We start from the raw sequence: 25,211 nt of genomic DNA on the forward strand, positions 1-25,211 counted from the left end.
TTGATATGTTGTATGAGCATATATATCAATCAACAGTTCAACTCGAATCAACGATTCAACTTAATACGACGTATTGAAATTCAACGATTCAACAAAGATATGATTGTGAAGAAAATACCTATAGCGCTATTCCTATCATTCTTTCTGTTCCAATGTGGCGGTCAAGAAGGAGTGAATGAGCAAGAAATCCTTTTTGCAAGCAGGGCAACACAACAAGAGCGTACGGCTTTTAAGAATAAGTTAACCGAAGAAATTATTGGTGGTGTAAGCACATCGTCTTCGGATAGCCTGAATGAGTCCGCATGGCAAGGGGCGTATTGGGGAATGGGCATGTCGCATACCCGAAATGCCGAAACAAAAGCCATCATTCAAAAAGGCTTTACAAACTATCAAAAGGGAAGCCCTGCCTATAGAAGGGGATTGCTGGAAGCTGCTTATACCTTGTATCCCAATGATTTTGTGGAAGAATGTCAAAGCGTATTGGGTCAGGAAACACACCCTAAGTTATTTGCCATGATAGCCATCTATTTGCATCGGGCAGGTGTCAATCAACCTCTTCAAGCAATATTGGAAAAACGCTTTCCTAATTATAAGGAAGAGGTCATCCTAGCGCAACTAGCTTATCACCTAAGTGGTGAGCAAAAAAAGCAATTAAATAATCGTCCGGATCTTCAGGCACTTTTTGCACATCAGCAACAACATGGGTTGCCGGTGATCTATTCATTTCAGCGTTTGTCCCGTCAGTTTCCGGGATTAGCGATTGTTCAGCGGGCTGATGGATCTTTTGTGAAGGATGAGAAAGGAAGGGTACAGACCTTTCCACAACTGGCAATGGCCGCATCGGATATGCCTTCTTTCCTTACCAATGGCAACACGCCGGAAGGTGTATTTTCTATTCAGGGAATAGGGAATTCTGAGAATGTATTTATAGGCCCTTCTCCGACAGTGGATATGCGGATGCCTTTTGAAGCTCCCAAGCAAGAATACTTTCACAGCAAAGATACTTCTTCCTGGAGTATGGAAGATTACCTCTCACTATTTCCTGAGGAATGGAAAACCTATACCCCGATTCAAGCAGCTTATTGGGCAGGTAAGGCAGGAAGGTCAGAGATCATTGCGCATGGCTCAACCATTAATCCGGAGTTTTTTCAAGAAGCAAGTTTTTATCCTTTGACCCCTTCTTTGGGATGCTTAACCGCATTGGAACTGTGGGATGAGCAAACCGGAGCGTTAAAAGAATCCTCTCAGCAAGAGCTGATCGAAGCGTTTAGTGCAGAGGCAGTCACTAAGGGATATTACTATGTCATCAATTTGGATGATCAGGAAAGAAGTGTATTGCCTGAAGATCTAGTGAAATAGTGCAGGGTATCGATAGGATAGGGCGCTGATAGCACAAGGCACCAATAGCACAGGGCACCAATAGCACAGGGCACCAATAGCACAGGGCACCGCCCTGTGTAACAATAAAACACAACTAAACAACATCAACGAGCGAAGCTCAACTAAACACCATCAACAAAAAATGCGAAATACATTTACCCTAATAATTGCTTTGCTCTGTATTACCCTTGGAGCAAACGCACAAAGTGGCCATGGTATTCAATGGCAGCAAGTCACCAACACCGGATTACCTTCCGCAGTAGAATACTATGAGTCTACTTCAGATTTGGAAGGAGGACAAAAGTTAAAAGCTTTTTATACCAAAGTAGACTTTTCTACAGGAGAAGTAGCCTTAAAAACCACCATGACTACTTCTGGATTTCAGAAGCCTTCTGCCTTTGCCAAAAATTATGGAGGTAAGGTATATACGGCCATTAATGGAGGGTTTTATGGTGCGAATGGGTCAGTCAGCCTCGTGATTGATAACTCAGATATTCTAGCCCATAACATCTTTGCCTTGAGTCGTTCGGGAAAGACGTATTACCCAACCCGTTCGGCTATAGGGATTAATAAAGAAAAGAAATTGGCAATCGATTGGGTATATGGTTTTACAGGGGATAAAACAGTATACAGTTATACCCAACCTGCTCAGAATGTAGAAGGGGAGCAGCCACTACCTTCTCCTTCCCAATCCACAGGAAGTTTGTGGGAACAGGAAATGGCAATGGGTGGAGGCCCTTTGCTGATCAAGGATGGTGAAGCTGTAGCGGATTATGGGTTTGAATTGTTTCCGGCAGATATCGTAGGCTCAAGAGCGCCACGAACAGCGGTAGGAATCACAGCTAATAATGAACTCATCTCTTTAGTAGTGGATGGACGACAGTCAGGGTATAGTGATGGGGTGACACTTCGAGAGTTGACGGATATGCTGGAAGACTTGGGATGCGTCGCCGCTTTGAATCTTGATGGAGGAGGATCTTCAGCGATGGTGGTAGATGATGAGGTAGTCAATAAACCTTCGGATGGATCAGAACGATCGGTAAAATCGGTACTGATGGTAGTAGCGGCTCCTAAAGTAATGGATACAGAAGGAGATGCCTATCAGGAAAAGGGAACAGTACCTTTTGAGGAAGCTTCTTCTCAAGAGGGGTATGGAACATCCCCTTCCAGAATAGTAACAACAGACCAGGAAAAGGTAACGGCAGAAGCGATCTATACCTTGGAGGGGATTGTGCCGGGAAAGTACGAAGTGGAAGCCTGGTGGCAATCCAGTGAGGAGTACGCCTCTGACGCTACCTTTCAAGTACGTAAAGGAGAGGATGATTTTACCCAGGAAGAAGTAAAGGTTGATCAAACGGATACAGAAAAATCACATCAGTTTAACACATTGGGTGTTTTTGACCTGAGTGAAAAAGACTCCATTGTGTTGGTGAATCAGACCACGACAGGATCGAAGGTAAATATCGATGCAATTCGCCTAAGATATCTGGAGAAAAGTAAGCCTACGTTAGCATTCACGTCAGGGTGGGACCCTTCGGAGACCTATGCAAAAAATGAGGAGTTATCGCTTTCCTTTTCGTCAGAATCTCCCAATACTGGCGTTCCTTTAACCTCCTTAAAATTGACCAAAAAAGTCGGTAGCCAGAAGGAAATACTATGGGATTATACGGTGGCAGAGGGAGAAGAAGTATATCAACTGCAAGGGGAGGCAGCCTTTACGGTCACAGAGGAAGTCGGAATGAAAATCACACTGCTATTGGAAGCGGTTGATAGTACAGGAGAAGTTCACACTGATGAAGCACTTTTTTATGTAACTGCCCAAAGTCCTACGATTCTGTTTGACAATAACCGTACAAGAATGGAGGGAACACATGAAGTAGGGGAAGTGCTTTCTATTCCTTTAAGCTTTGCTCCTGTAAAAGATAGCCGACCGTTGAAGCAACTGTCCATATACTTTATAGCAGGAGAAGAGGAACGTCTACTGAAAGAGGAATCGATCGCAGAGGGAGTTTCAGCCTATACCTATACCTACGAGGTAACCAATGAGGCTTCTGAGGCTATTCTTAGTTTTCAGATTGAGGATGTCAATGGATATATCTCCAAAGCACTTTATACCATGCAGGTACCTACTGTATTAGGGGTGTCGATAGCTGATTTTCCACAAGATTTGAAAATAACGTATACAGAGGAGGAATGGCAGGTTACTTCAAGTCGACAACCTATTCTGGGAGCAGCGCTCTATACTCTGGAAGGAAGAGTACTTTATGAAAAACCCTATGAGTATGGGGTGAAAAATGTACGAATTCCCTTAAAAACAACAGGACAAATCTACCTTCTAAAGATCATTACTTCAGAAGGGACTTTTACGAGAAAAGTGATGTAAAGGACAATGCCTTGATGGAAATAGCGCTTTTATTTTTTAGCCCTTTTTTCTACACTTTTTACGATCCTATATAACTGATATAATCCAAGTTACTATGCAGATATTACAAACACTGGGGCTGTTGCTGGTTTTCTTGAGCATGGCAGGACTTATGTTCAAGCGCATCCTTCCCGCATTAATTGCTTTACCCTTAATGGCCTTATTGGTGGCGATTATAGGTGGAGTTACATTGGACGATCTGATTACTCATGTGATTGGTGGAGGAGCAACCAAACTAAGTACTGCGATGGTCGTGGCTATTTTTGGAGGTATGCTCAGTATATTATTGCAGAAGACCAAAGTAGCCGAAGCGTTTATCAAAAAGGGAGCTGAACTTTCTGGGGATAATCCTTGGGCGATTTCCGTATTGATGTACGTATTGATAGTTCTACTTTTTACCACCTTGGGTGGATTGGGCGCGATCATTATGGTAGCAACTATTGTTTTACCCATTTTGTCTTCTGTGGGGGTAGGCTCCATGACTGCAGTTGGAATATTCTTGATGGGGGTGAGTATTGGTGGAGCACTGAACGTGACCAACTGGGCCGTTTATGTCAATGTCTTGGGGTTGGAAGTCAATGAAGTACGTCCATTTGCCCTGGTGATGTTTGGGTTCGGATTTTTAGCTTCTCTAGTCTATATCACATTACAACTATATAGAGATGGCCACAATGTCAAATTGAAGAAAATAGCTTTTCGTTCCCTGGTACTCTTGCTATTGGCAGGGGGTGCAAAAGGAAGTTATGATTATCTATTATCAGCTTCTTCAAAAGAATTAGTAGATGCCGGATTGCAGTACATAGGAACAGGGTTGAAATATACCGTTGGCTTGGGGATACTATGGTTGTTTGCTATTGCTATTGTTCGCTTGATCACTAGAGCCAATGAGAAAGCAACGGCGCCACATTGGATTACCGTATTCTCTCCAATCATTCCACTTTTCTTGATCTTACTTTTTGATGTTGACTTTATCGCAGCCTTTGTCATAGGGCTATGCTATACCTTTATCGCCACCTATAAACCAGGCGCTTTGAACGTATTTATTCAATCTTGTTTTGAAGGGGCTTCGGTCGTGATGCCCGCAGTTATTCTGATGTTCGGTATCGGAATGTTGCTGGTGGCGATTATGGGTCCCGGAGGACAGGTAGCCCTGACACATTATGTAGGAGGAGACTGGCCTGTGATGGCTTTGCTTCGACCACTAATGGCTGATATCATCCCAGAAGGCCCTATGGCGTATGTATTGGTGTTTGCGGTGTTGGCTCCAATGGCCTTGTATCGCGGTCCGTTGAATGTATGGGGTATGGGGTATGGCTTGGCAGCCGTATTGTTGGCAAGTGGTATGCCCGGAGGAGCAATCATGGGGGTATTAATGTCTACTGGACAGATTCAAGGGATTAGTGATCCAACCAATATCCAAAATGTATGGCTGGCTAATGAGATGAAAGTGGATGTCCAAAAAGTGCTGTGGAATACCTTGGGGTATTCCTGGATACTGGCTATTGCAGGCCTGATCGTAGCAGCATGGATGTTCGTCTAAAAAAGGCGTTTGAATAATTAACCGACAGTTGAGTCCATTACATGGCGTCGGTTACGCCGCTAGTTGAGTAGAGCTTCGCTCCGTTGAGTAGCCCTTTGGGCTGTTGAGCTTTTAGAGTACTGCTATTTCTCAACAGCCCGAAGGGCTACTCAACGGAGCGAAGCTCTACTCAACGACACGCAGTGTCACTCAACAAAGCTATTTAGTAGTATGACAGTTATTTATTCAAACTTAATCAGCCTAAGACCTGCAGCGGATTTGCACTACGCTTTCTAAATACACTACGTCCTAAAATTGACAGCATTGACTAACCCCCTAAAAACATGATACTAGAACACGTTGAAAATATACCAAAAACAACCACACCCACGTCATACCGAAAAATAAAGATCGGTATTGACGTAGGAGGAACCTTTACCCACGCGGTAGCTATTGAGATTACCAATTTTGAACTGGTAGGAAAAGCTTGTGTACCCACCACTCACACTGCTCAGGAGGGCGTAGCCAAAGGCGTAGTGGACTCTATGCAGTTGCTCATGAAGGAGGCTAATATTCATCCGGATGAGGTGGTGCTTATTGCACATTCGACAACCCAAGCGACCAATGCCTTATTGGAGGGAGATGTTGCAACAGTGGGGATCATCGGAATGGGGACCGGAATAGAGGGAAGAAGAGCTAAGACAGAAACGAACCTTAAGCATATCGAACTGGCGCCGGAGAAATACCTTCCGACCAAGTTCCGCTATTTAGATACCAAGAATACCCCTACAGAGGAAGAAATAAAAGAGCTGATTCAACAATTGGCAGATGAGGGAGCAGAAGTACTGGTCGCTTCAGAAGCTTTTGGGGTAGATAATCCTGCCAATGAAGATTTAGTGGTTAAGGTAGCTCGAGAAATGGGGTATATGGCCACTGCTGCAAGTAGTATCTCTAAGCTTTATGGCTTGAGAGTACGAACAAGAACCGCTGTGATCAATGCATCCATGATGCCTAAGATGTTGGAGACGGCGAACATGACGGAGAAGTCCATACGAGAAGCAGGGATGAAAGTGCCTTTGATGGTGATGCGCTCTGATGGTGGAATTATGGACATCAATGAAATGCGAAAACGTCCGATTATGACGATGCTTTCTGGTCCTGCGGCCGGAGTAGCTGCAGCATTGATGTATGCACGTATATCCGATGGGATATTCATAGAGGTGGGAGGTACTTCTTCCGATATCTCTGTGATCAAGAACGGAAAGCCTCAAGTGAAGTCTGCACAAATTGCAGGGCAGCGTTTATATCTTCAAACTTTGGATGTACGTACGCTGGGAATTGGCGGAGGATCAGTTCCCCGCTTTGATGGAAAGAAAATTACAGATGTAGGACCAAGGTCTGCCCATATCGCTGACTTACATTATGCGGCTTATAGCCCCGATGAGGATTTCCAAAATATAAACCTGGAGAAGATAAAACCCAGAGAGGGAGATCCAGCAGATTATATGAAGATCATCCGAAATGGAGAAGCCATGACGGTGACCCCTACAGGTGCGGCTTATCAATTGGGCCTGGTGGAAGAAGTAGGGCACGGGGGAGCCAATACGAAAGCAGTAGCCAATGTATTTAAGGCATTGGGAGAAGCATTTCATCAGGAGCCTCAAAAGGTGGCAGAGGATATCTTGAAGACCTCAGCCAAGAAGATTGTTCCCGTAATTGAGCAATTGTCCAGAGAGTATAAGCTAGATAAACATATGCTTCAGTTCATCGGAGGAGGTGGCGGAGCTTCAGCCATTGTTCCATATACTGGTCAGTATATGAGTATTCCCTTCCGTATTGCTGAGAATACAGAAGTAGTATCTGCTATTGGTGCTGCGTTGGGAATGATAAGGGATACGGTAGAACGAAATGTATTGAGCCCAACGGATCAGGATATTATTGCTATTCGTCAGGAAGCCGTAAGTGCGGTGGTGGCAATGGGCGCGAATGCCGATACGGTGGAAGTCAGCGTGGAGATCGACAATAAGCAAAAGAAGCTGACTGCTATTGCCATGGGATCTACAGAGTTGAGAACGAAAGATCTTAACCTGGAACCAATTTCAGAGGAGGAACTAAGACAAGTTGCGGCAAAATCCATAGGAGTGACAGCAGAAGAAGTATTGCTTCTGGGAAGTACCAACGGCTTGAGAGCAATAGGCTATCAGGAAATGAAAAAGCATCTCTTAGGATTATTTTCCAGTACCCTGCTCAAGTTGAGAGTAGTTGATACAGAAGGAGCTATACGTTTCCAGCTGGATGGGGGAGTGGTAGTCAATACGACCGTTGCAGCAATGAGAGGAGAGGTCAAAGAGCTCTTGGAGCGATTAGCATCCTTTGGAGATGCAGGTAGCCTTCTGCCTGATCTTTATGTATTGCTGGGAAATAAATTGATCGATCTCACAGGGTTGGCAGAAGCTTCTCAGGTCATCGCATTATTGGAAATAGAAAGTAAAAAAGCATTAGCAGATGATCCGGTGGTGGTCATTGCCAAACAAAAGAAATAATCCATAGGGGGATTAAGGAGGAATAAATAACTGGCGTGCTGTTAAATCGCTTTGTTGAATCGTTGATTCGTTGAATTGAGCTTCGCTCGTTGATTCGAGTTGAACTGTTGTATGGGTATTGATATATCAATCAACAGTTCAACTCGAATCAACTCACCAAAGGTGAAATTCAACGAATCAACGATTCAACAAAGTGGATTAGCAGTATGAAAGTGATTTATTCAAACTCAATTATCAGGCCCCTTATAAAGCCAATAAAAAATAACATGCACGACTATATTATTTACAATGCTTCCATTGCTGGAGTAGCTTTCGCAATAGAGAAAAAACGGGCAGGAGCTTCTGTTCTTTTACTGAATCATTATGGATTTTGTGGGGGAGTAATTACGGAATCTCTTGCTCTTCAACAAAAGACGAATGGACTGGAAGGAATCGTAAAAGAGTTATTTGAAGCGATTCAAAAGGAACACAGAGCCTTGTTTGGACAAGCTGAGGATGAAGTCATTCTTAACCCTGAGGTGGTAAAGTCTGTCCTTTTATATCAATTAATGGAAGCAGGAGTAGAATGTCTCTTTCATGTTCACCCTAAGGAAATCAAAGAGGAGCAGGATGGTATAACACTTCAGTTGGTTGCTAAAGAAGGATTGATTGAAAGAAAAGCAAAGCGAGTGATTGATGCGTCTTTTGAGCAGCATATCGGACATTTATACCATGGCCAAAAGAGAACACTACAATCAGTGGTATTGAACTTGATGACTACAGTGCCACAGAAAGAACGCTTTTTAACCTGGGCCCCTATTGATAAGGCTATAAAAACAGCTGATGGTCGCTACTTTTTGACGTTGGTGCCAGAAAAGGGAACCGGATATAACGCTTTGATAGGGAATGCTTTGACAGATCATCTGACGATTCATTTACAGGCAGATGGAGCTCGCATTCAATTGTTACCCACTCAAGCTTTACTAAGTTATCAAGAGGCGCCCCAAATGAAAGGAGAAGTACAATGTGTACCAACCTATGCTGCCAATGAGGCTTTCAAGACTGCGAATGAATTCCTGAAATCTTTAATTGCCCTAGAAGTATGAATCCAGTATTTGAGCAACTAAAGGGAGGCTTGGTAGTCTCCTGTCAAGCGGAAGGAGACTCTCCTTTCAATATTCCAGAGCGGGTGGCCGATTTTGCTGAGGCCGCTGTTCAAGGAGGTGCCATTGGTATACGTTCCCAGGGAGTGGAAAAAACGAAAGCGATTATTGATCGTGTAGCACTTCCTGTTATCGGTTTGATCAAATCAGAGTTTGAAGATGGCTATGTACGTATCACAGGCTCTTTTCAAGAAGTAGAACAGCTGATCGCTATTAATACGGATATCATTGCTATTGATGGGACTTTTAGAGAAAGAGAAGGGATGTCAGGCCCCGCTTTTATTAAGGAAGTCAAAGCCCGTTATGACTGTGTAGTAATGGCTGATATTGCTACCGTAGAGGAAGGCATTGCCTGTGCAGAAGCAGGAGCCGATTGTTTGTCAACGACCTTATCAGGGTATACACCAGACACCAAGGATAAACCCAAGCAAGGACCGGACTTTGCCTTCCTGTCAGAAATGGTACAGCAGTCTTCCATTCCTGTTTTTGCCGAAGGAAGGGTCAATACGCCAGAAGATGCTGCCAAGATGATACAACTAGGCGCTTGGGGGGTAGTCGTAGGGTCGGCCATTACTCGCCCACATTTGGTCACACAATGGTACGTAGAGAAAATAGGAGCAGTAAACGCTGTTCATGATGTTTAATGGAGCTTCGCTCGTTCATGGTGTTTAGTTGTTTTTTAATAGAGTTGATCACAGCTAATTATTTATAAGCAGACAAAAACACTGAACTGGTTCAAGAGTTCAAATTCCGAACGAGGTACGAGTAAGGAATTGCTCTTGGACCAAGCGGTTTACTACATCGGTTAAGGTTTATAAGTTCTATTTTCAAACGAGGGATGTGTTTTTTAATAAACGATAAACCATAAGCGATAAGCAATAAACAACCTCAACTCACCAAAGGTGAAACTCAACAGCGCAAAGCGCTACTCAACCAGCGGCGCAAGCCGCCTCAACAATTCAACAAGATATGCATAATAATTACGATATAATTGTCGCTGGAGCGGGTATTGCCGGAGTAGGGGCAGCCGTGAAGGCAGGACGTATGGGAGCCAAAGTATTGCTGCTGGAGCATTACGGCTTTGTAGGAGGAATGTCCAGCGCAGGAATGGTTTCTCCTTTTATGAAACACACGGTAGCTGATGATATTTTGGTTAAAGGGGTATTTGAAGACCTGGAGGTAAAAATGAGGGCCCAAAAAGGGATGATCGACAACGGCTTCTATGCGGCTTCTTTCCGTTCTGCAGCAATTGAGTTATTGACCGAAGCTAAAGTAGACTTTCTACCTCACGCACAGCCCGTAAAAGTACATAGAGATCAAAACCGTATCATAGGGTTGGATGTCTTGGCTGCCGGAGAGGTACAACGTATCGATGCGGAGGTATTTATTGATACCACAGGAGATGCCCAACTAGTCTTTCTGGGAGACTATCCATGGGTTAAGGGAGATGAGAAAACAGGCTTGCTACAGGCTATGACATTATTCTTCCGTATGGGTGGAATAGATATGGAAAAGGCCAATGATTGGGCAAAGCAACACCCAGAGCATTTTCTCCCTTGGGTAGACTTTGAGTACAATCCTCAAAAGATATTCTCTATAGCAGGATGGACCAATTTTGTGGAGAAAGCCAAAGCTGAAGGCCGTCTGCCTAAAGCGATTGAATATGTCTTTTTTACGACCCTTCCAGAAAGTGGAGAAGGTTCCTTTAATACTTCTAACATCTTGGGATTAGATGCTTCTACCTCTCAAGACCTGACTAAGGCAGAACTTATCGGTAGACAACAGGTTGATGCTGTCGTCAAAATGCTACAAGAAGATGTACCGGGGTTTGAGGAAGCTTATCTATTGGAAACAGCTGTGCAAGTAGGGGTCAGAGAAACCCGTCGTGCTATAGGAGACTATGCCGTAACGGGAGATGATGTCGCTAAAGGACATAAGTTTGAGGATGCTATTGCCAGAGGATGTTATGGTATAGATATCCATGGACAAGAGGATGAAGAGAGCAGGATGGAAGATCTTCCAGAAGGAGAGTTCTATGAGATTCCATTACGCTCCCTGATGGTAAAAGAAGCCGATAATCTCTTAGTGGCAGGTCGATGTATTTCCGCTACCCGTGAAGGGCATTCAGCTTTGAGAATTATGCCGACTTCTTGTGCTACGGGAGAGGCTTGTGGATCTGTCGCAGCCTTGGCAGTGCAACAGCAAAAAACGATTAGGGAGGTGAACTTTGGAGAAGTGCAGGAGGCAGTGAGCTATAACTTGTCTGTGGCAAGTTGCTCGTAGGCTTTTGTCTCAGAGACAACGCTGTCAACTTAAGCTGAAAGTAAAAAGGTAGAAACTGGTCTTCGCGTCTTCGCGAAGATCAAAGCATAATGGGAGCGTCCACGCTCCGGTTTTATAAACGTGAGCGTAGACGCTCAAATGATGTTTAAGGTCCTAGCGAGGACGCTAGGACCAGTACTTAGCTTAAGTTGAAGACATTGTGCCTCAGGCAAGGGTTCTGCATCACTGGTCCTAAAAAATAAAAAACGAAACACTGTAAACTGAACACTGTAAAATGGCCATAGATCAACAACAAGCTTCTACCTTATTCTGTGAACTGGGTGAGGAATTTGTCAAAGTCCCCAACCCCAATTACGTCTTTCCTCCTTATGAAATATACGCCTTAGCCAAAAGCAAAAAAGAAGGACTGAGCGAACTCAAAGCCGTCGTGATGGACATGGATGGAACTACCACCACGACGGAAGAACTTTGTATCTACTCCCTGGAGTATATGGTTCGTCGTATGCGTGGACATCTCAGTAAGGAAGCATGGGAAGGATTGGTAGAAAAAGACTACCCCAATATTATTGGAAATAGTACAACCAAGCATGTAGAGTATCTGATAGATACCTATGGAGATGCGTTTGTAGAGGATGAAATTCAGGAAGGATTCCTGTATGCGGCAGCATGGACACTAGCGCTTGGAAAAGATGAGAAGCGAAAGGAAGAAGTAAAGCTAACACTAAAGAAGTTAGGATTACAGGGATTTGAGGATCAAGATTGGAGATCATTGTTGGCCTTATCCAAAGTGGAGCAGATAGAAATACTGAAGCAAAAGTTTGGAGGACGAATGCTTCCAATGGATCGTGCGTTACAACTCTCCGTAGCTATTGATATTTACTATCAAAAATATCATGAATTGCTAGTGGAAATTAGTCAGGGAAATGCAGAACAAGTACGCAAGGAAGTATTCGGGGAAGGACATACCGGAAAGCACCTGATTGAGCCAATGAAAGGTATAGGAGTGCTCTTACCGATGATGAAAGGTTGGCTAGGAAAAGATATAGAAGCATTATTACCCAAGTTCTTTGAAGAGAGCGCTCTGTCATTAACAGAAGAAGAAAAGCAGTTGGCTACAGAAAAGTTGATCGCTTATAGTGTTCAATTTGAGCAGCAACCTTTGAAGGTAGGGTTAGTGACCTCTTCTATTTTTTATGAAGCGGATATCGTAATACGAGAAGTCTTTGCGGTACTACAGGAGTGGATAGAAACCACAGCATTACCTCAGGATAAAAAGACTTTTATACAACAACAGCTAAAAGACTACCATAAGGTATACGACACCTTCGTGACGGCCTCAGATTCCAGTGAGATCCGTTTAAAGCCTCACCGAGATCTATATAGTATCGCTTTGTACCAATTGGGAATTGCCCCTGAAGATTTTGATAAAGTAGCAGGGTTTGAAGATAGCCAAAGTGGTACGATTGCTATTAGAGCAGCAGGAATAGGCTTGTGTATTGCCGTGCCATTTGCACAAACAGCCGGACACGATCTGGGAGCAGCGACCTTTGTCTGTTCTGGAGGGGTGCCGGAGGTACTGCTAAAACACCACCTCTTCCTTAATTAAGAATGAATAATGATTAATTAAAAATTACTCATTAAAAATTAGAAACGACGCAATCATGAATAATACATATCACCTGATTTCAAATACACACTGGGACCGCGAGTGGCGTTTCCCTTTTCAGCGCAATAGACAAATGCTGACCGATATGATGGACGCAGTGCTGGAGATCTTGGAAAATAATCCAGACTATAGTGCTTATCACTTGGATAGTCAGTCGATCGTACTGAAGGATTATCTGGAGGTAAAGCCACAGAATAAAGAGAGAATTACCAAGTTGGTACAAGACAATCGTTTGTTGATCGGACCTTGGTATATCCTTCCGGATCAGTTTCAGGTAGGTGGAGAAAACCATGTACGTAACTTGTTGCTAGGACATCAAGTGTGTGCGGAGCATGGAGGGGTGTCAAAAATAGGGTACTCTCCTTTTTCTTGGGGACAAATCTCCCAATTACCCCAATTGTATAAAGAATTTAATATTGACTTGATCATGTTCTACCGTGGCGTAAATGCCTTGGAATCTCCTAAGTCAGAGTTCTTGTGGGAAGGAGCAGATGGTACCCGAATGGTATCTTCTCGTTTCTCTACCATGCCACGTTATAATTTCTATTTCTATATCTACCGAAATGTAGTTCATAATGAAGATCCATGGAATGTAGAGTATAAATGGTCCAAAGGAGGTACGCCTTTTCACTTTGCTGATCAACAGCAGCAGGAGGAAGACTTCTTTATTGTAGCTCCTTTGGATGAGTATCATGAGGAGAATATTGAACCTTGGGTTAATCGCTTGAGAGAAGAGCAGGACGATGACTTTACCACTCCACATAAAATATGGATGGAAGGACACGACTCTTCAGGTCCTAATGCTAAAACAGCGAGGATTGTGAAGGATATCAAGGAGAAAATGGGACTGGATGTACGTCATTCTACTTTGCTGGACTATGCACAGTCGATTGCCGAGAGTGTGAAAGAAGACGAACTTTCTTTAGTTACTGGTGAGCGTCGATCGGCACAGGCTAATCACAGAAGCGGTAATATGTATGGGTATACCACTTCAGCAAGAATGTACCTGAAGCAGGTCAACTTTGAGGCAGAGCGATGGGCACAGTTCTATGCAGAGCCATTCAATATCTTCTCTGGATTGGAAGGAAGAGATATTCGTGACCAGTATATGGAAATGGCTTGGGAGAAAATCTTGCAGAATGCAGCCCACGATTCTATTGGGGGATGCTCATTGGATGCCATCCATGAAGATATGATGCACCGTTATAAGGAGGTGATCGAAATTTCTAAAGGGGTATTTGAGAGAGCGATGAAGTATTCTGTGGTAAAACTATTGAATACGGATCGCTTTATTGATCCTTCAGAAGAGCAACTGAATGATAAGGTCTTCTTGACAGCCGTGAATCCTAATAATTCAGAGCGATCTGAAATTGTAGAGGCTTATCTGGATATTCCAAAAGAGTTTGATCAAGGGTATTTTGAGATCGTGGATGTAGAGGGCAATATTATGCCGTTCCAGTTGATCGAACGTAAGGAAGCACAACACGTCTTGGAGCAGATGACGAACCGTCCGATGTATTTTGATATGGTCCGCTATAAGACGTATGTGCAGTTGAAAGACCTTCCGAAGTTTGGAATGAAGACCTTCCGTATCCGTCCGATCAAGGATGTGATCAAGAAGGTAACGGCCATGACCAAGTTTGAGCAGGGAAGAATGTATCTGGAGAATGATTACCTGAAAGTAGGTTTCAATGAGAATGGTACGATTGACGTATTCCATAAAGCGACAGAGACAACCTATAAGGAACTAGGCTATCTGTATGATGAGGGAGAGGCAGGACATGCCTGGACTAACGTACCAACAGATCCTATTATTACCACATTGAATGCTAAGCCAAGAATTGTGATCCAGGAGGATGGTTCTTTGTCGTCTACCATTCGTGTAGAACATCAATTGGAGTTGCACAAGACGTTGAAAGACCGAAAGGAGGGTAATAATGAGAAAGTCATCATACCTGTACACCTATTAATCACGCTTAAAGCGGACAGTGAGCAGGTAGATTTCCGTATCAAGCTGGATAATCAGGCAGAAAGCCATCGTTTGAGAGTGATGTTCCCAACAGAACTTTCAGGAGCAACACACTCATACGGAGAAGGACAGTTCGATGTAGTGGAACGTACCTTGGACCGTCCAGATACTTCTGATTGGGTAGAGCAACCAATGTATGACTTCCCTATGCATCAATTTGTAGATGTAACCGATGGAGACAAAGGATGTGCTGTACTGGTTGATGGCTTGAAAGAATATGAGGTGCTAGCCGATGAGAAGAAGACCTTGGCGATTACCTTGATTCGTGCCTTTGAGTTTATAATCAACCCAGCGGCAGAACAGGATTACACGCATGAGAAAGGAGCACAGTGTCTAGGGAAGCAAGAGTTCCGTTTTGCATTCTACCCTCATAAAGGAAACTGGGAAGAAGGAAAGGTGTATTCACAAGCCCTGAACTTTAATAATGCCATTAGATTGATTCAAACGGGGCAGTTGAATGGAGAAGGTGGTCCTGAAGTAAAACTATTGGATATAGAGAATGAACAAGTAGTCTTCTCAGCCTTGAAGAAAACAGCATCAGCTCCTGATGACAGCAAACAGGCGGTGCTTAGGGTGTATAACCCAACGACTACGCCACAAACGACCAAAGTGAGTATGAAAGCTAAGATTCAAGCAGTAACGCTAACGTCTTTGGAGGAACTGGAAAAGGAGACACTAGAGGTCAACGACAATAGCTTTACGATCACTTTGGAGCCAAAGAAAATTGGCACGGTGAAATTGCAGTTTAGCTAATGTAGGTCTAGGTGGAAGACACTGGTCGTAGGCTCATTAAGTTTGAAAAAATAACCGACACAATAGTTATCTCCATCCTCGCCTATCATTACATGCGTGGTAAAACCCCAGGCTCTTTTAGAAATACCGCTACGCGGTGATCTATACTACTGTTTTTCTATCTAATAAATAATATACGTTGATATAATAGATCGCCACAACGTGGCAATTCTAAAAGAGCCTGGGATTTTAATCCTAGGCGGAGTTGAGGGAAGCATTTATGACGCTTAATTATTCAACCTTAATCAGCCTACGACCTGCATCGGTCTTATGCTACCCTATCCACTACATGATCAATCGAATCCGACTAAACACCATCAACGAGCGAAGCTCAATTCAACACGATGAACATACTTTATATCCCTTTAGACGAACGCCCTTGCAATTACCAATATCCCCAAATGATTGCAGAACTACAGGATGAAATCACCCTATTGACGCCTCCTCCACCTTTATTGAATCAGAAAAAGATAGCGGCAGATACGGAAGCATTATGGGAGTGGGTATCCACAGCAGCAGGACAATGTCAGGCAGGGATTTTTTCGATAGAGATGCTGGTCTATGGAGGGTTGTTGCCTTCCCGTTTACATCAAGCAACAGAAGAGGAGTTATTGACACGCTTATTCAGACTTCGAGAGCTGAAAGAAGCCTATCCTACTTTTAAGATCTATGCAGGTAATCTGATTATGCGTACCCCTCATTACAATAGTAGTGAGGAAGAACCGGATTACTATGAAGAATATGGAGAGCGAATTTTTCAATGGGCTTGGCTAAAAGATAAAGCCTCAAGAGAAGGACTGGAAGAGGGGGAAGAGCAGGAATTACAACGTATTGATCAAGAAATTCCTGAGGAAGTAATTACTGATTATAGCCAGAGAAGAGAAAAGAACGTAGCCATCAATAAGGCGGTAATACAATTGGTAAAAGAGGGAGTGATTGAGTTTCTTTCTATACCACAAGACGATTCTGCCCCCTATGGATTTACGGCACTGGATCAGAAAGCTGTAGTCAAGGAAGTAATCGCCCAACGCTTGCAAACCAAAGTCCATATGTATCCGGGAGCAGATGAGGTAGGATGTACTTTGCTGGCAAGGGCCTATCAAGAACTAACACAGCAGCGTACTAAGGTATATGTTTATTACAGTTCCGTACACAGCGCACAGATTATTCCGATGTATGAAGACAGACCATTGGGAGAATCACTGAAAGCACATATTCTGGCAACCAATGCCCTTATGGTTGATCGTCCAGAAGAAGCGGATATCATATTGGCCGTCAATACCGCCGGTAAGGTTATGATGGAGGCCTGGGATCAGGAGATCAAGGATATTACCTACAGTACTTTCCGTAACCTAAGAAGCTTTGTGGATCAAATTAAGCAATGGACTCTGGAAGGCAAGAAAGTAGCGGTTGCCGACGTAGCCTTTGCCAATGGAGGAGAAACAGAGTTGATTCAGTTACTGGACGATATGGCCGCTTGGGATGACGTATTGGCTTATGCCGGATGGAATACCAACTGCAATACCATCGGAACCGTACTGTCTACAGCCATTATAGGGAAAGATACCGATCAGCAGGAGATGATCGACAAGAATAAGATATACCATCTATTGGAAGGTTGGGCTTATCAGTCGGAAGTACGTATGAAGATGGTGAAAGAGTACCTGCCAACCTTAGGAGCTTCCTACTATGATTTCAATGGGCAGGAAGCAACTATCAATATAGAAATGGAAAGTCGTATTAGAGCTTGTTGGACGGATATGATGCAACAGTCTTTTCAAAAGTATCATCTGGAACAGGTTAAGGTATATTCCCCTTGGCATAGAATGTTTGAGATTGGTATAGATTTAAGGGTAGGGGCTGAGAAAGAATGATGGTTTCATATTTTGTTTATTGCTTATCGGTTATAGATGGGAAATTATAACCGGTAAGCGATAAGCGATAAACAACATTACAATATGAATTTATTTGCAGCCATAGACATCGGAGGAACCGCCATTAAATATGGTGTTGTGACACAAGAAGGAAAGGTCTTGTGTCAAAAAAAGATACCTACAGAGGCATACCATGGAGGGTGTATTCTGATGCAAAAAGTGATACATCTGGTCGAAGAATTACAGTCAGAGTATCCGACGATAGAGGGAATTGGCGTAAGTACAGCAGGGCAAGTAAACCCTATCGATGGGAGTATTCTGTTTGCAACGGAGACACTTCCCGGATGGACCGGTATGGAGGTGAGTGCTATTCTACAAAAACATTTTAATCTTCCTGTTCAGGTAGAGAATGATGTGAATGCAGCAGCCTTGGGAGAGGCATGGCAGGGAGCAGGAAAGCAAGCGAAAAACTTTCTATGCTTGACCATTGGAACAGGAATAGGAGGAGCGATTGTACTGGATGATCAGCTTTATCGTGGAGAAAAAGGGATTGCAGCCGAGTTTGGACATATTCCTATAGTTCCTGATGGAAGACCTTGTACTTGTGGTAACAAAGGATGCTTTGAGCAATATGCGTCTACTACCGCTTTGGTACGGGAAGTACAATCCATAGTTCAGCAAAAGGAGATTGATGGCCGATGGATCTTTCAGCAAGCCCAACTGGGAAATCAACAATGTCAGGAAGCTATTGATCAATGGGTGAAAAACATTGCCATAGGTCTAACAACATTGACCTATATATTTAATCCCTCCCTAATAGTCATAGGAGGAGGAATATCAGCACAAGGCGAGTCTTTGATGCAACAGATACAAGAGCATTTACAGGAAATGTTGATGCCCTCTTTTTATAAAGGATTAAAAGTACGTTCGGCAAGCTGTGGCAATACGGCTGGAATGCTAGGGGCGGTATACAGCCTATTGATGAGAAAAAAACTAAACCAATGCAACTACTCGATTATACAATAGTATCCGTTTACCTACTACTCATGGTACTGGTAGGACTTTATTTCCAACGCAAAGCCTCCAGTGGTATCCATGCTTATTTCCTTGGGGAAGGCAAGATGCCTTGGTGGGCATTAGGCGCTTCTGGTATGGCTTCCAACCTGGATGTCAGTGGTACCATGATCAACGTCGCTTTCATTTATGCCTTGGGGGCGGTAGGCTACTTTATAGAAATACGGGGAGGAATCGTATTGATTATGGCCTTTATGATGACCTTTATGGGACAATGGAACCGCAGGGCCAAGGTAATGACCATGGCAGAATGGATGAAGGTCCGTTTTGGAGAAGGGAGACAAGGAAAGATGGCACGCTTGATCACTGCCGTGGCGATGATACTTTCCTCCATATCCATTGTTACTTATTTTGCCATGGGGGCAGGGAAGTTTATTGGAGAGTTTTTAGGTCTACCTGATCTATTAGGGTTTCCGGCAGAGTTCTGGGCGGCAACCTTGATGATTGCCCTTTCTATGATTTATACCGTAAGTGCAGGAATCTATGGAGTTGTCTGGACGGATGTTTTTCAGGGGGTACTGATTATGTTAACGATAGTAGCCGTATGTGTTATAGCATGGGTTGGAGAAGGAGTTCCGGAGGTGTTCTCTACTTCTTTGCCTTTGGCAGATGGCACATTTAAGGCAGTAGAAACCAATAGAGAAAGTTGGAGTAGTCTGATTCCAAGTATGCAGTTGGATTTTCTGAAAGGAAGTGCTTATGAAATCTATAGCTTGTTTGGGGTTGTAATTACCTTTTATCTGGTAAAAGTCATCGTAGAAGGAGCTTCAGGGACCGGAGGGTATATTATTCAACGTTTTTATGCCGCCAAATCAGATCGGGAAGTAGGGTTACTAACATTGTTTTGGACGTTTTTACTGTCTTTTCGATGGCCTTTGGTAGCGGCGATAGCTATTTTGGGGATACGCTATGGTGTAAGCTCAGGGAACCCAATTGAGGATCCAGAAAAGGTATTGCCAACAGTCATACAGCATATGATCCCTACGGGGCTAAAAGGTCTTTTGGTTGCTGGTTTGATGGCGGCAGCGATGTCTACTTTTGACTCCATCGTCAACTCAGGAGCCTCTTATTGGGTAAAGGATATTTATCAGGCATTTATCAATCCTAAGGCTTCTGAAAAGACGTTGATGCGTCACAGTAAGTGGTCGTCTGTTGTGATCGTGCTTTCAGGATTGTTTATGACCTTGGGCATAAGGAGTATTAATGAAATATATGGATGGATCACCGTCAGTCTGGGAGCAGGACTTGGAATACCTCTATTGCTAAGATGGTATTGGAGTCGTTTTAATGGATATGGTTTTGCGATAGGAACATTTATGGGAATGCTAGGGGCTATTACGCAAAAACTATGGGTACCTGAAGCAACAGAATACCTGTCGTTTGTCTTGATTAGCGGAGTAGCTTTATCGGGGTGTTTGTTGGGGACATGGTTGACGGAGCCTACTGCCGATAATGTATTGTCTGAGTTTTATAAAATTACCCGACCTATAGGAAACTGGTCAAAGTTTAGAACACAATTCTCTAAAGAGAAACTAAAAAAGATCGACCAAGAAAACAGAAGGGGAATAGTCAGTGGCTTTGTAGCGATGTTTTGGCAACTATCCCTATTTGCTACAGGAATGATGTTGGTGATGAAAAACTGGCCAACGTTCTGGACCCTATTAGGGACTACTTTAGTATTATCTGGGATCTTGTATTTTTACTGGTACAGACATTTATCCGAGGAATCGACAGAAGAGGCTGTTATGGTCGAACAAGAAGATTCAGAGTTGGTACTCTAAAAGTATTCAACTCACCGAAGGTGAATCTCTGATGCCTGGTCGTAACGTCCACGTTATGACCTTAACATGAATTGAGCGTCCTCGCTCAATGATTAAATTCGAATAAATAATTAACCGTGATAAGCTCTAAGAACATGTTTGGAACTGATTTTGGATTGGCGTTCCAAACACGTTCTAATATAAATAGCTCCAAAAAAACACTTCAACTCACCGAAGGTGAATCTCAACAGCGAAGCGCTCAACCAGCGGCGTAAGCCGCCTCAACAAAAATCTATGAAATTACTACTATTAGGCGACTCGATCACCGAAGCTTTTGACACAGACAAACTACTTCCCCACTGGGAAGTAAACAATCAAGGGGTATGGGGAGACAGTACCTACGAATGCCTTTCGCATATCACAGAAGAATGGTTTTCCGGGCAGCCTTATGACTATGTATTTATCTGTATAGGAACCAATGATTTGGTAAGAGATCGTTCTGATAAAATGATCTTGGACAAGGTCAGGGAAATCATCCAAGCATTATATCAATATGTATCTCCTAAGGAGAGTAAGGTAGTGTTAACCACACTTTTCCCTACGCTTAATATAGCGGATCGTACCAACGAGCGTATTGATGGCTATAATCAAAAACTAGCGCAGTTGGCAGCGGAAATAGGGGTAGACTTCTATCACTTAAATTCTTTTTTCAAGAGTGAAGACAATGCGTTGAAAGAGGAGTTTTCTGCCGATGGGTTACATTTGACAGAAACAGCTTATAAGCATTGGTCAGAGTGTCTACAAAATTTCATTGCTGAATTGACCACTACCTGATAAAGCCACCTTAACTCACCGAAGGTGAAACTCAACAGCACGAAGTACTACTTAACCAGCGGCGTAAGCCGCCTCAACAAAGCGTATGATATTAGTATTAGCCAACGGAGGTATGGCCGCCAATTGCCCCGGAAAGATAGGAGATCTGGTATTGCTCAGTGCAGTATTACAACAACTACAGCAATACTATCCTGTGACATTGGGCTGTAATGTAGAAATGAAAGATCGCTTACAAAAAGCGAGTGACTTTCAGGTAATGGAACTGTCTGAAAATATATCTTTTATGTTACAAGAGGTGGCCTTAAATGCCGAATATATTTTCATTTTAAAACCTTTTGGAGATTTGGAAGGTACGCATTGGAAAAGTGCCTTACAGCATATAGGTATTGTAGAAGGTCGAATACAGTATATTGGGAACTTACAGGCGTATGATTTTCAGGCTCCTCATCTGTCTCAACAACTATGGCAAGCGTTTTCTACTGTTATTGCTCTACCGACTATTATGGATTTTTGTCCTAAAATACCGGTGAAGAAAAAGGAACGTAAGGGAGCTTTTGTGGGAATACTTCCCGTTGCAGGAGGAAAGGATAAGGAACTGCCTATTTCCTTACTACAAAGGGTAGTTGATAAGAAAGAATCGCCCATAAGGATCTTTGGAACACTCTATGGAGAAGACCCTCAAAGACTACAAGGAATTCGCAAAGCAATACAGAGGGAACAAGTGAGCGTAGAGGCCCTTGAGCCGGAAGCGATAGCTGCTGAACTTTTTTCTGCTCAGAAAATCTATGCTGTGGATGGAGGATTACTTTGGTTAGTAGTGGCCATGCTTAATTTTCTTTTCCAGGAGAATAGCGCAGCGTATCCAGAGATTCATGTAATCGTTGGAAGAAAACCTGATGGAAGCTATAACCCTGTCTCTAACGTATGGGCACCATTAGTATTGAATCCATCAAAATTACATATTCATAATGCTGAACAAGTTTATGCGCTTGATCAATTACAGTTGATATAGTTGAAGTTGGTAATATTGTCGCAGCTCTTAGTCAAAGAGCGATTTTATCGATGTGATAGATTACCCTTTCGCAGACTATTGTGCCGATAAAATCTGAATTCTTTGACTAGTAGTCTTGGATAGTGGGCTGACATCAAATAACTTCCTTTCTCCTTTCTCCTTTCTCCTTTCTCCTGTCATTCCCTGATATAGGTTGACCGTTTTCAAAGTTAATTAAGCATGTTGAAAACAGGAAAAAAGCTTCTGAAGTATCGAAGATTTTCAGAGGAATTTAAGAAAAAGATTGTTCATGAATATGAATACGGTCAACTTAGTGTCAGTTCACTTTCTGAGACCTACTCGATTTCTTTTCAATGCATCTATCGATGGATTCACCAGTACTCATCTTACAATAAAGCCGGTATACAAGTCGTGGAAATGAAAGATAGTCAAGAGTCAAAACTTAAAGCACAGCAAAAGCGAATTGCAGAGCTAGAACAATCACTAGGTCAAAAGCAGCTCTATCTGGAATATCTGGAAAAAATGATTGAGCTGGCTAATGAGGAGTATGCCATCGACATCAAAAAAAATTCAAATACCCCACCCTCTGGTGGTTTCAGGACCACAAAGAAAAGCTAAGTGGCTCCTTGAACTCCCTATTTAATCTACTTGGGCTAAGTAAGCAAACGGTTCATCAAAGCAGAGTACGTTACCGAAAATTCGAAGCAGAATTACAGGAGTTAATCGTTCAAGTAGATCAGATTCGAAGTGAACACCCCGGGTGTGGGGTAGAAAAGATGTACATGTCGTTACGCCCTAAAACAATGGGTAGAGACAAGTTTTGTGAGATTTTCATGTCCTTGGGCTATAGGGTGGTACAACACCGAAATTATCAACGCACGACCACTCCAGGGCATATTCGGTACCCTAATCTCATTAGAGGTATGGTCGTAAATCGCCCTTATCAAGTGGTGCAGAGTGATATCACTTACTTTAGTGTTGAAGGACGTTTTTACTACTTGGTATTTATCATTGATGTTTACACCAAGGAGATTTTAGGGTACAATGTCAGTGATCATTTACGAGCATCATCAAATGTTGTTGCCTTAAAGAAAGCCTTGGTTCAGGTAAAGGAATTGTCTTTTGGAATGATTCATCATTCCGATATGGGATGCCAATACACCAGTGAGGAATACTTATCCTTATTAAGGAAAAATGGTGTGATTGTGAGCATGGGCGGCTGTGCTCAGGAGAATGCTTATGCAGAAAGGGTAAATGGTATCATTAAAAACGAGTACTTGAAATACCAGACAATTACAACTTTCAAGCAGCTTGTAAGTGCGGTGAGGAAAGCCGTTAAGCATTATAATCAAAGTCGAAAGCATCAAGCATTTAAAAACAGATTTACTCCTTTAGAGTTCAAGGAAAAAGTCGTAAATTTAAGTACCCAAAGAAGACCGATGGCGATTATTTATGCCGCGGAGAATTATAAAATCAAGGAGGCATCGAGCCTCCTTGATTTTAGCCCAAAGGAAGTCCCTCAAGCTCATAATTGTCCGCTAGAATTAAATGAATGTTGAACAAAAACGGTCAACCCTATTTAGGGAAGGTCATCCGTCATCCTTTCTCCTTTCTCCTTTCTCCTTTTTTTACACTAAATTCACCCCTGAATACATCAATGAAAATAACTTAAAACAAACTTATGATAACACAGACTAGACTGAAAAAAGTCTTATTTTTTTTATTGACACTAACGGCCTGCACGCAGGTAAATGAAAATCCATTGACTGTAAAATACGAGATGCAAAGTATTCCTTCCAAGGCATCGATTAGAGCAATGGATGTTGTAAGTGATGAGGTAGTATGGCTAGGAGGAACTGGAGGAACAGTAGTTTATACGACTGATGCAGGAGAGGTTTGGCATGTCAAACAGATTTCGGGAGCCGAATCCATGGATTTCAGGGATATTGTAGCGTTTTCTGATAAAGAAGCAATGGTGGTGTCCGCAGGCAGTCCGGCACGTATTTATAAGACCGAGGATGGAGGAGAGAATTGGACTTTATTATATGAGAATAATGCTAAGGAGATTTTCTTGAATGGAATGGAGTTTTGGAATCCACAAGCAGGAATTGCCTTTGGTGATCCTATAGATGGAAAGCTGTTTGTACTAAGGACAGAAGATGGGGGAGTACATTGGGATACCTTACAGAATAGACCCCGAACAATGACAAAAGAGGCTGGGTTTGCCGCAAGTGGTAGCAGTATGGTAGTGGCAGGAGACAGTACAGTGTGGATTGGATTGGGAGGTCCGAAGAGTAGAGTCTTCAAATCAGTCAATAGGGGACTTACCTGGGATGTGCGTGTAACACCAATGCTGTCAGGAACAGATGGGCCTAAGGGAATCTATGGTATGCACTTTATGGATGAGCAAAAGGGATTTGCTGTAGGAGGAAACTATACGGATAGTACAGAGAATACATTTTCTTATATCTATACTGAAGATGGAGGGAATTCCTGGCAAAACCTGGGAAGAGAATCTACCAGTGGGTATAAGTCCAGTATTAAGGCAGTACCTAATAGTAAAGTAATAGTGGCTGTCAGCCGTTATGGTACGGATATCTCCATGGATCGAGGAAAGCATTGGAAAAAGCTGGATAAAGCACCGTTTTATGTGCATGAGTTTGTTCCTTCCGGTAAGTTCGGGTGGGCTGCCGGAGCGCATGGACGTATCGCAAAACTAAAGCTTCAATAGTGAACAATGAACAGTGAACAATGAACAGTGGACAATGAACAGTGAAAAATTATCAGTAAAAATTGGGAGGATATAGTGGTGTGAAATAATTTTGCTCACTGCTCACTGCTCACTGCTCACTGCTCACTGCTCACTGCTCACTGCTCACTG

At 43.0% G+C, this 25,211-nt stretch carries 18 protein-coding genes; 17 read left to right on the plus strand and 1 reads right to left on the minus strand.

Annotation, left to right across the window (positions count from 1 at the left end; translation table 11 throughout):
* Nucleotides 1–99: 99 nt before the first annotated feature.
* The 14 genes from ABD985_RS04870 to ABD985_RS04935 all read left to right on the plus strand — a co-directional run bounded on the left by ABD985_RS04870 (nt 100) and on the right by ABD985_RS04935 (nt 22,330).
* Nucleotides 100–1,359 carry a hypothetical protein gene (locus ABD985_RS04870; RefSeq protein ID WP_345369674.1) on the plus strand — a complete coding sequence of 420 codons (1,260 nt, stop codon included), beginning with the start codon at nt 100–102 and terminating at the stop codon, nt 1,357–1,359.
* A 163-nt stretch (nt 1,360–1,522) separates the two neighbouring features.
* Nucleotides 1,523–3,763, plus strand: coding sequence for a phosphodiester glycosidase family protein (locus ABD985_RS04875; protein WP_345369676.1), 2,241 nt, complete (start codon nt 1,523–1,525; stop codon nt 3,761–3,763).
* A 94-nt stretch (nt 3,764–3,857) separates the two neighbouring features.
* Entirely contained in the window at nt 3,858–5,342 is a 1,485-nt protein-coding gene (locus ABD985_RS04880) for a hypothetical protein (protein WP_345369678.1), read from the plus strand.
* A 323-nt stretch (nt 5,343–5,665) separates the two neighbouring features.
* Nucleotides 5,666–7,864, plus strand: a complete 2,199-nt coding sequence (locus ABD985_RS04885) for a hydantoinase/oxoprolinase family protein (protein ID WP_345369680.1) — start codon at nt 5,666–5,668, stop codon at nt 7,862–7,864.
* 266 nt (nt 7,865–8,130) lie between these two features.
* Nucleotides 8,131–8,949, plus strand: coding sequence for an FAD-dependent oxidoreductase (locus ABD985_RS04890; RefSeq protein WP_345369682.1), 819 nt, complete (start codon nt 8,131–8,133; stop codon nt 8,947–8,949).
* On the plus strand, nt 8,946–9,650 hold the full coding sequence (locus ABD985_RS04895) for an N-acetylmannosamine-6-phosphate 2-epimerase (protein ID WP_345369684.1): 705 nt from the start codon (nt 8,946–8,948) through the stop codon (nt 9,648–9,650). The genes ABD985_RS04890 and ABD985_RS04895 overlap by 4 nt, the downstream gene beginning before the upstream one ends.
* Before the next feature lie 325 nt (nt 9,651–9,975).
* On the plus strand, nt 9,976–11,289 hold the full coding sequence (locus ABD985_RS04900; RefSeq protein ID WP_345369685.1) for an FAD-dependent oxidoreductase: 1,314 nt from the start codon (nt 9,976–9,978) through the stop codon (nt 11,287–11,289).
* A gap of 274 nt (nt 11,290–11,563) precedes the next feature.
* Nucleotides 11,564–12,895: an HAD family hydrolase gene (locus tag ABD985_RS04905; RefSeq protein WP_345369686.1), complete on the plus strand. Its 1,332-nt coding sequence runs from the start codon at nt 11,564–11,566 to the stop codon at nt 12,893–12,895.
* A gap of 55 nt (nt 12,896–12,950) precedes the next feature.
* On the plus strand, nt 12,951–15,737 hold the full coding sequence (locus ABD985_RS04910; RefSeq protein ID WP_345369687.1) for an alpha-mannosidase: 2,787 nt from the start codon (nt 12,951–12,953) through the stop codon (nt 15,735–15,737).
* Nucleotides 15,738–16,120: 383 nt separating this feature from the next.
* Complete coding sequence (locus ABD985_RS04915) at nt 16,121–17,650, plus strand: DUF4127 family protein (RefSeq protein ID WP_345369688.1); 1,530 nt, start codon at nt 16,121–16,123, stop codon at nt 17,648–17,650.
* Between the two features lie 84 nt (nt 17,651–17,734).
* Nucleotides 17,735–18,676 (plus strand): ROK family protein, encoded by a 942-nt coding sequence (locus tag ABD985_RS04920; RefSeq protein ID WP_345369689.1) that lies wholly within the window; start codon nt 17,735–17,737, stop codon nt 18,674–18,676.
* Complete coding sequence (locus ABD985_RS04925; RefSeq protein WP_345369690.1) at nt 18,652–20,505, plus strand: sodium:solute symporter family transporter; 1,854 nt, start codon at nt 18,652–18,654, stop codon at nt 20,503–20,505. The genes ABD985_RS04920 and ABD985_RS04925 overlap by 25 nt, the downstream gene beginning before the upstream one ends.
* 273 nt (nt 20,506–20,778) lie before the next feature.
* Nucleotides 20,779–21,318, plus strand: a complete 540-nt coding sequence (locus ABD985_RS04930; protein WP_345369692.1) for a GDSL-type esterase/lipase family protein — start codon at nt 20,779–20,781, stop codon at nt 21,316–21,318.
* An 85-nt stretch (nt 21,319–21,403) separates the two neighbouring features.
* Nucleotides 21,404–22,330 (plus strand): hypothetical protein, encoded by a 927-nt coding sequence (locus tag ABD985_RS04935; RefSeq protein ID WP_345369694.1) that lies wholly within the window; start codon nt 21,404–21,406, stop codon nt 22,328–22,330.
* Nucleotides 22,331–22,405: 75 nt separating this feature from the next.
* On the opposite strand, the gene ABD985_RS04940 is transcribed toward ABD985_RS04935, so the two are convergent.
* The gene (locus tag ABD985_RS04940) at nt 22,406–22,537 is read right to left on the minus strand and encodes a hypothetical protein (RefSeq protein ID WP_345369695.1); all 132 of its coding nucleotides are present in this window, start codon (nt 22,535–22,537) and stop codon (nt 22,406–22,408) included.
* Between the two features lie 12 nt (nt 22,538–22,549).
* On the opposite strand from ABD985_RS04940, the gene ABD985_RS04945 reads away from it, so the two are divergent.
* The 3 genes from ABD985_RS04945 to ABD985_RS04955 all read left to right on the plus strand — a co-directional run bounded on the left by ABD985_RS04945 (nt 22,550) and on the right by ABD985_RS04955 (nt 25,061).
* Nucleotides 22,550–22,948 carry a transposase gene (locus tag ABD985_RS04945; RefSeq protein WP_345369696.1) on the plus strand — a complete coding sequence of 133 codons (399 nt, stop codon included), beginning with the start codon at nt 22,550–22,552 and terminating at the stop codon, nt 22,946–22,948.
* A gap of 8 nt (nt 22,949–22,956) precedes the next feature.
* Complete coding sequence (locus ABD985_RS04950) at nt 22,957–23,889, plus strand: IS3 family transposase (protein WP_345369698.1); 933 nt, start codon at nt 22,957–22,959, stop codon at nt 23,887–23,889.
* Nucleotides 23,890–24,011: 122 nt separating this feature from the next.
* Nucleotides 24,012–25,061: a WD40/YVTN/BNR-like repeat-containing protein gene (locus ABD985_RS04955; RefSeq protein WP_345369700.1), complete on the plus strand. Its 1,050-nt coding sequence runs from the start codon at nt 24,012–24,014 to the stop codon at nt 25,059–25,061.
* Nucleotides 25,062–25,211 lie beyond the last annotated feature (150 nt).

This window comes from Algivirga pacifica (genome assembly GCF_039543525.1).
In the GTDB taxonomy this organism is placed as follows: Bacteria; Bacteroidota; Bacteroidia; order Cytophagales; family Flammeovirgaceae; genus Algivirga; species Algivirga pacifica.

Bases quoted from the DNA above. Each gene is read 5' to 3' on its own strand.
- ABD985_RS04870 (WP_345369674.1), top strand. From the start codon at position 100: ATGATTGTGAAGAAAATACCTATAGCGCTATTCCTATCATTCTTTCTG.
- ABD985_RS04875 (WP_345369676.1), top strand. From the start codon at position 1,523: ATGCGAAATACATTTACCCTAATAATTGCTTTGCTCTGTATTACCCTT.
- ABD985_RS04880 (WP_345369678.1), top strand. From the start codon at position 3,858: ATGCAGATATTACAAACACTGGGGCTGTTGCTGGTTTTCTTGAGCATG.
- ABD985_RS04885 (WP_345369680.1), top strand. From the start codon at position 5,666: ATGATACTAGAACACGTTGAAAATATACCAAAAACAACCACACCCACG.
- ABD985_RS04890 (WP_345369682.1), top strand. From the start codon at position 8,131: ATGCACGACTATATTATTTACAATGCTTCCATTGCTGGAGTAGCTTTC.
- ABD985_RS04895 (WP_345369684.1), top strand. From the start codon at position 8,946: ATGAATCCAGTATTTGAGCAACTAAAGGGAGGCTTGGTAGTCTCCTGT.
- ABD985_RS04900 (WP_345369685.1), top strand. From the start codon at position 9,976: ATGCATAATAATTACGATATAATTGTCGCTGGAGCGGGTATTGCCGGA.
- ABD985_RS04905 (WP_345369686.1), top strand. From the start codon at position 11,564: ATGGCCATAGATCAACAACAAGCTTCTACCTTATTCTGTGAACTGGGT.
- ABD985_RS04910 (WP_345369687.1), top strand. From the start codon at position 12,951: ATGAATAATACATATCACCTGATTTCAAATACACACTGGGACCGCGAG.
- ABD985_RS04915 (WP_345369688.1), top strand. From the start codon at position 16,121: ATGAACATACTTTATATCCCTTTAGACGAACGCCCTTGCAATTACCAA.
- ABD985_RS04920 (WP_345369689.1), top strand. From the start codon at position 17,735: ATGAATTTATTTGCAGCCATAGACATCGGAGGAACCGCCATTAAATAT.
- ABD985_RS04925 (WP_345369690.1), top strand. From the start codon at position 18,652: ATGCAACTACTCGATTATACAATAGTATCCGTTTACCTACTACTCATG.
- ABD985_RS04930 (WP_345369692.1), top strand. From the start codon at position 20,779: ATGAAATTACTACTATTAGGCGACTCGATCACCGAAGCTTTTGACACA.
- ABD985_RS04935 (WP_345369694.1), top strand. From the start codon at position 21,404: ATGATATTAGTATTAGCCAACGGAGGTATGGCCGCCAATTGCCCCGGA.
- ABD985_RS04945 (WP_345369696.1), top strand. From the start codon at position 22,550: ATGTTGAAAACAGGAAAAAAGCTTCTGAAGTATCGAAGATTTTCAGAG.
- ABD985_RS04955 (WP_345369700.1), top strand. From the start codon at position 24,012: ATGATAACACAGACTAGACTGAAAAAAGTCTTATTTTTTTTATTGACA.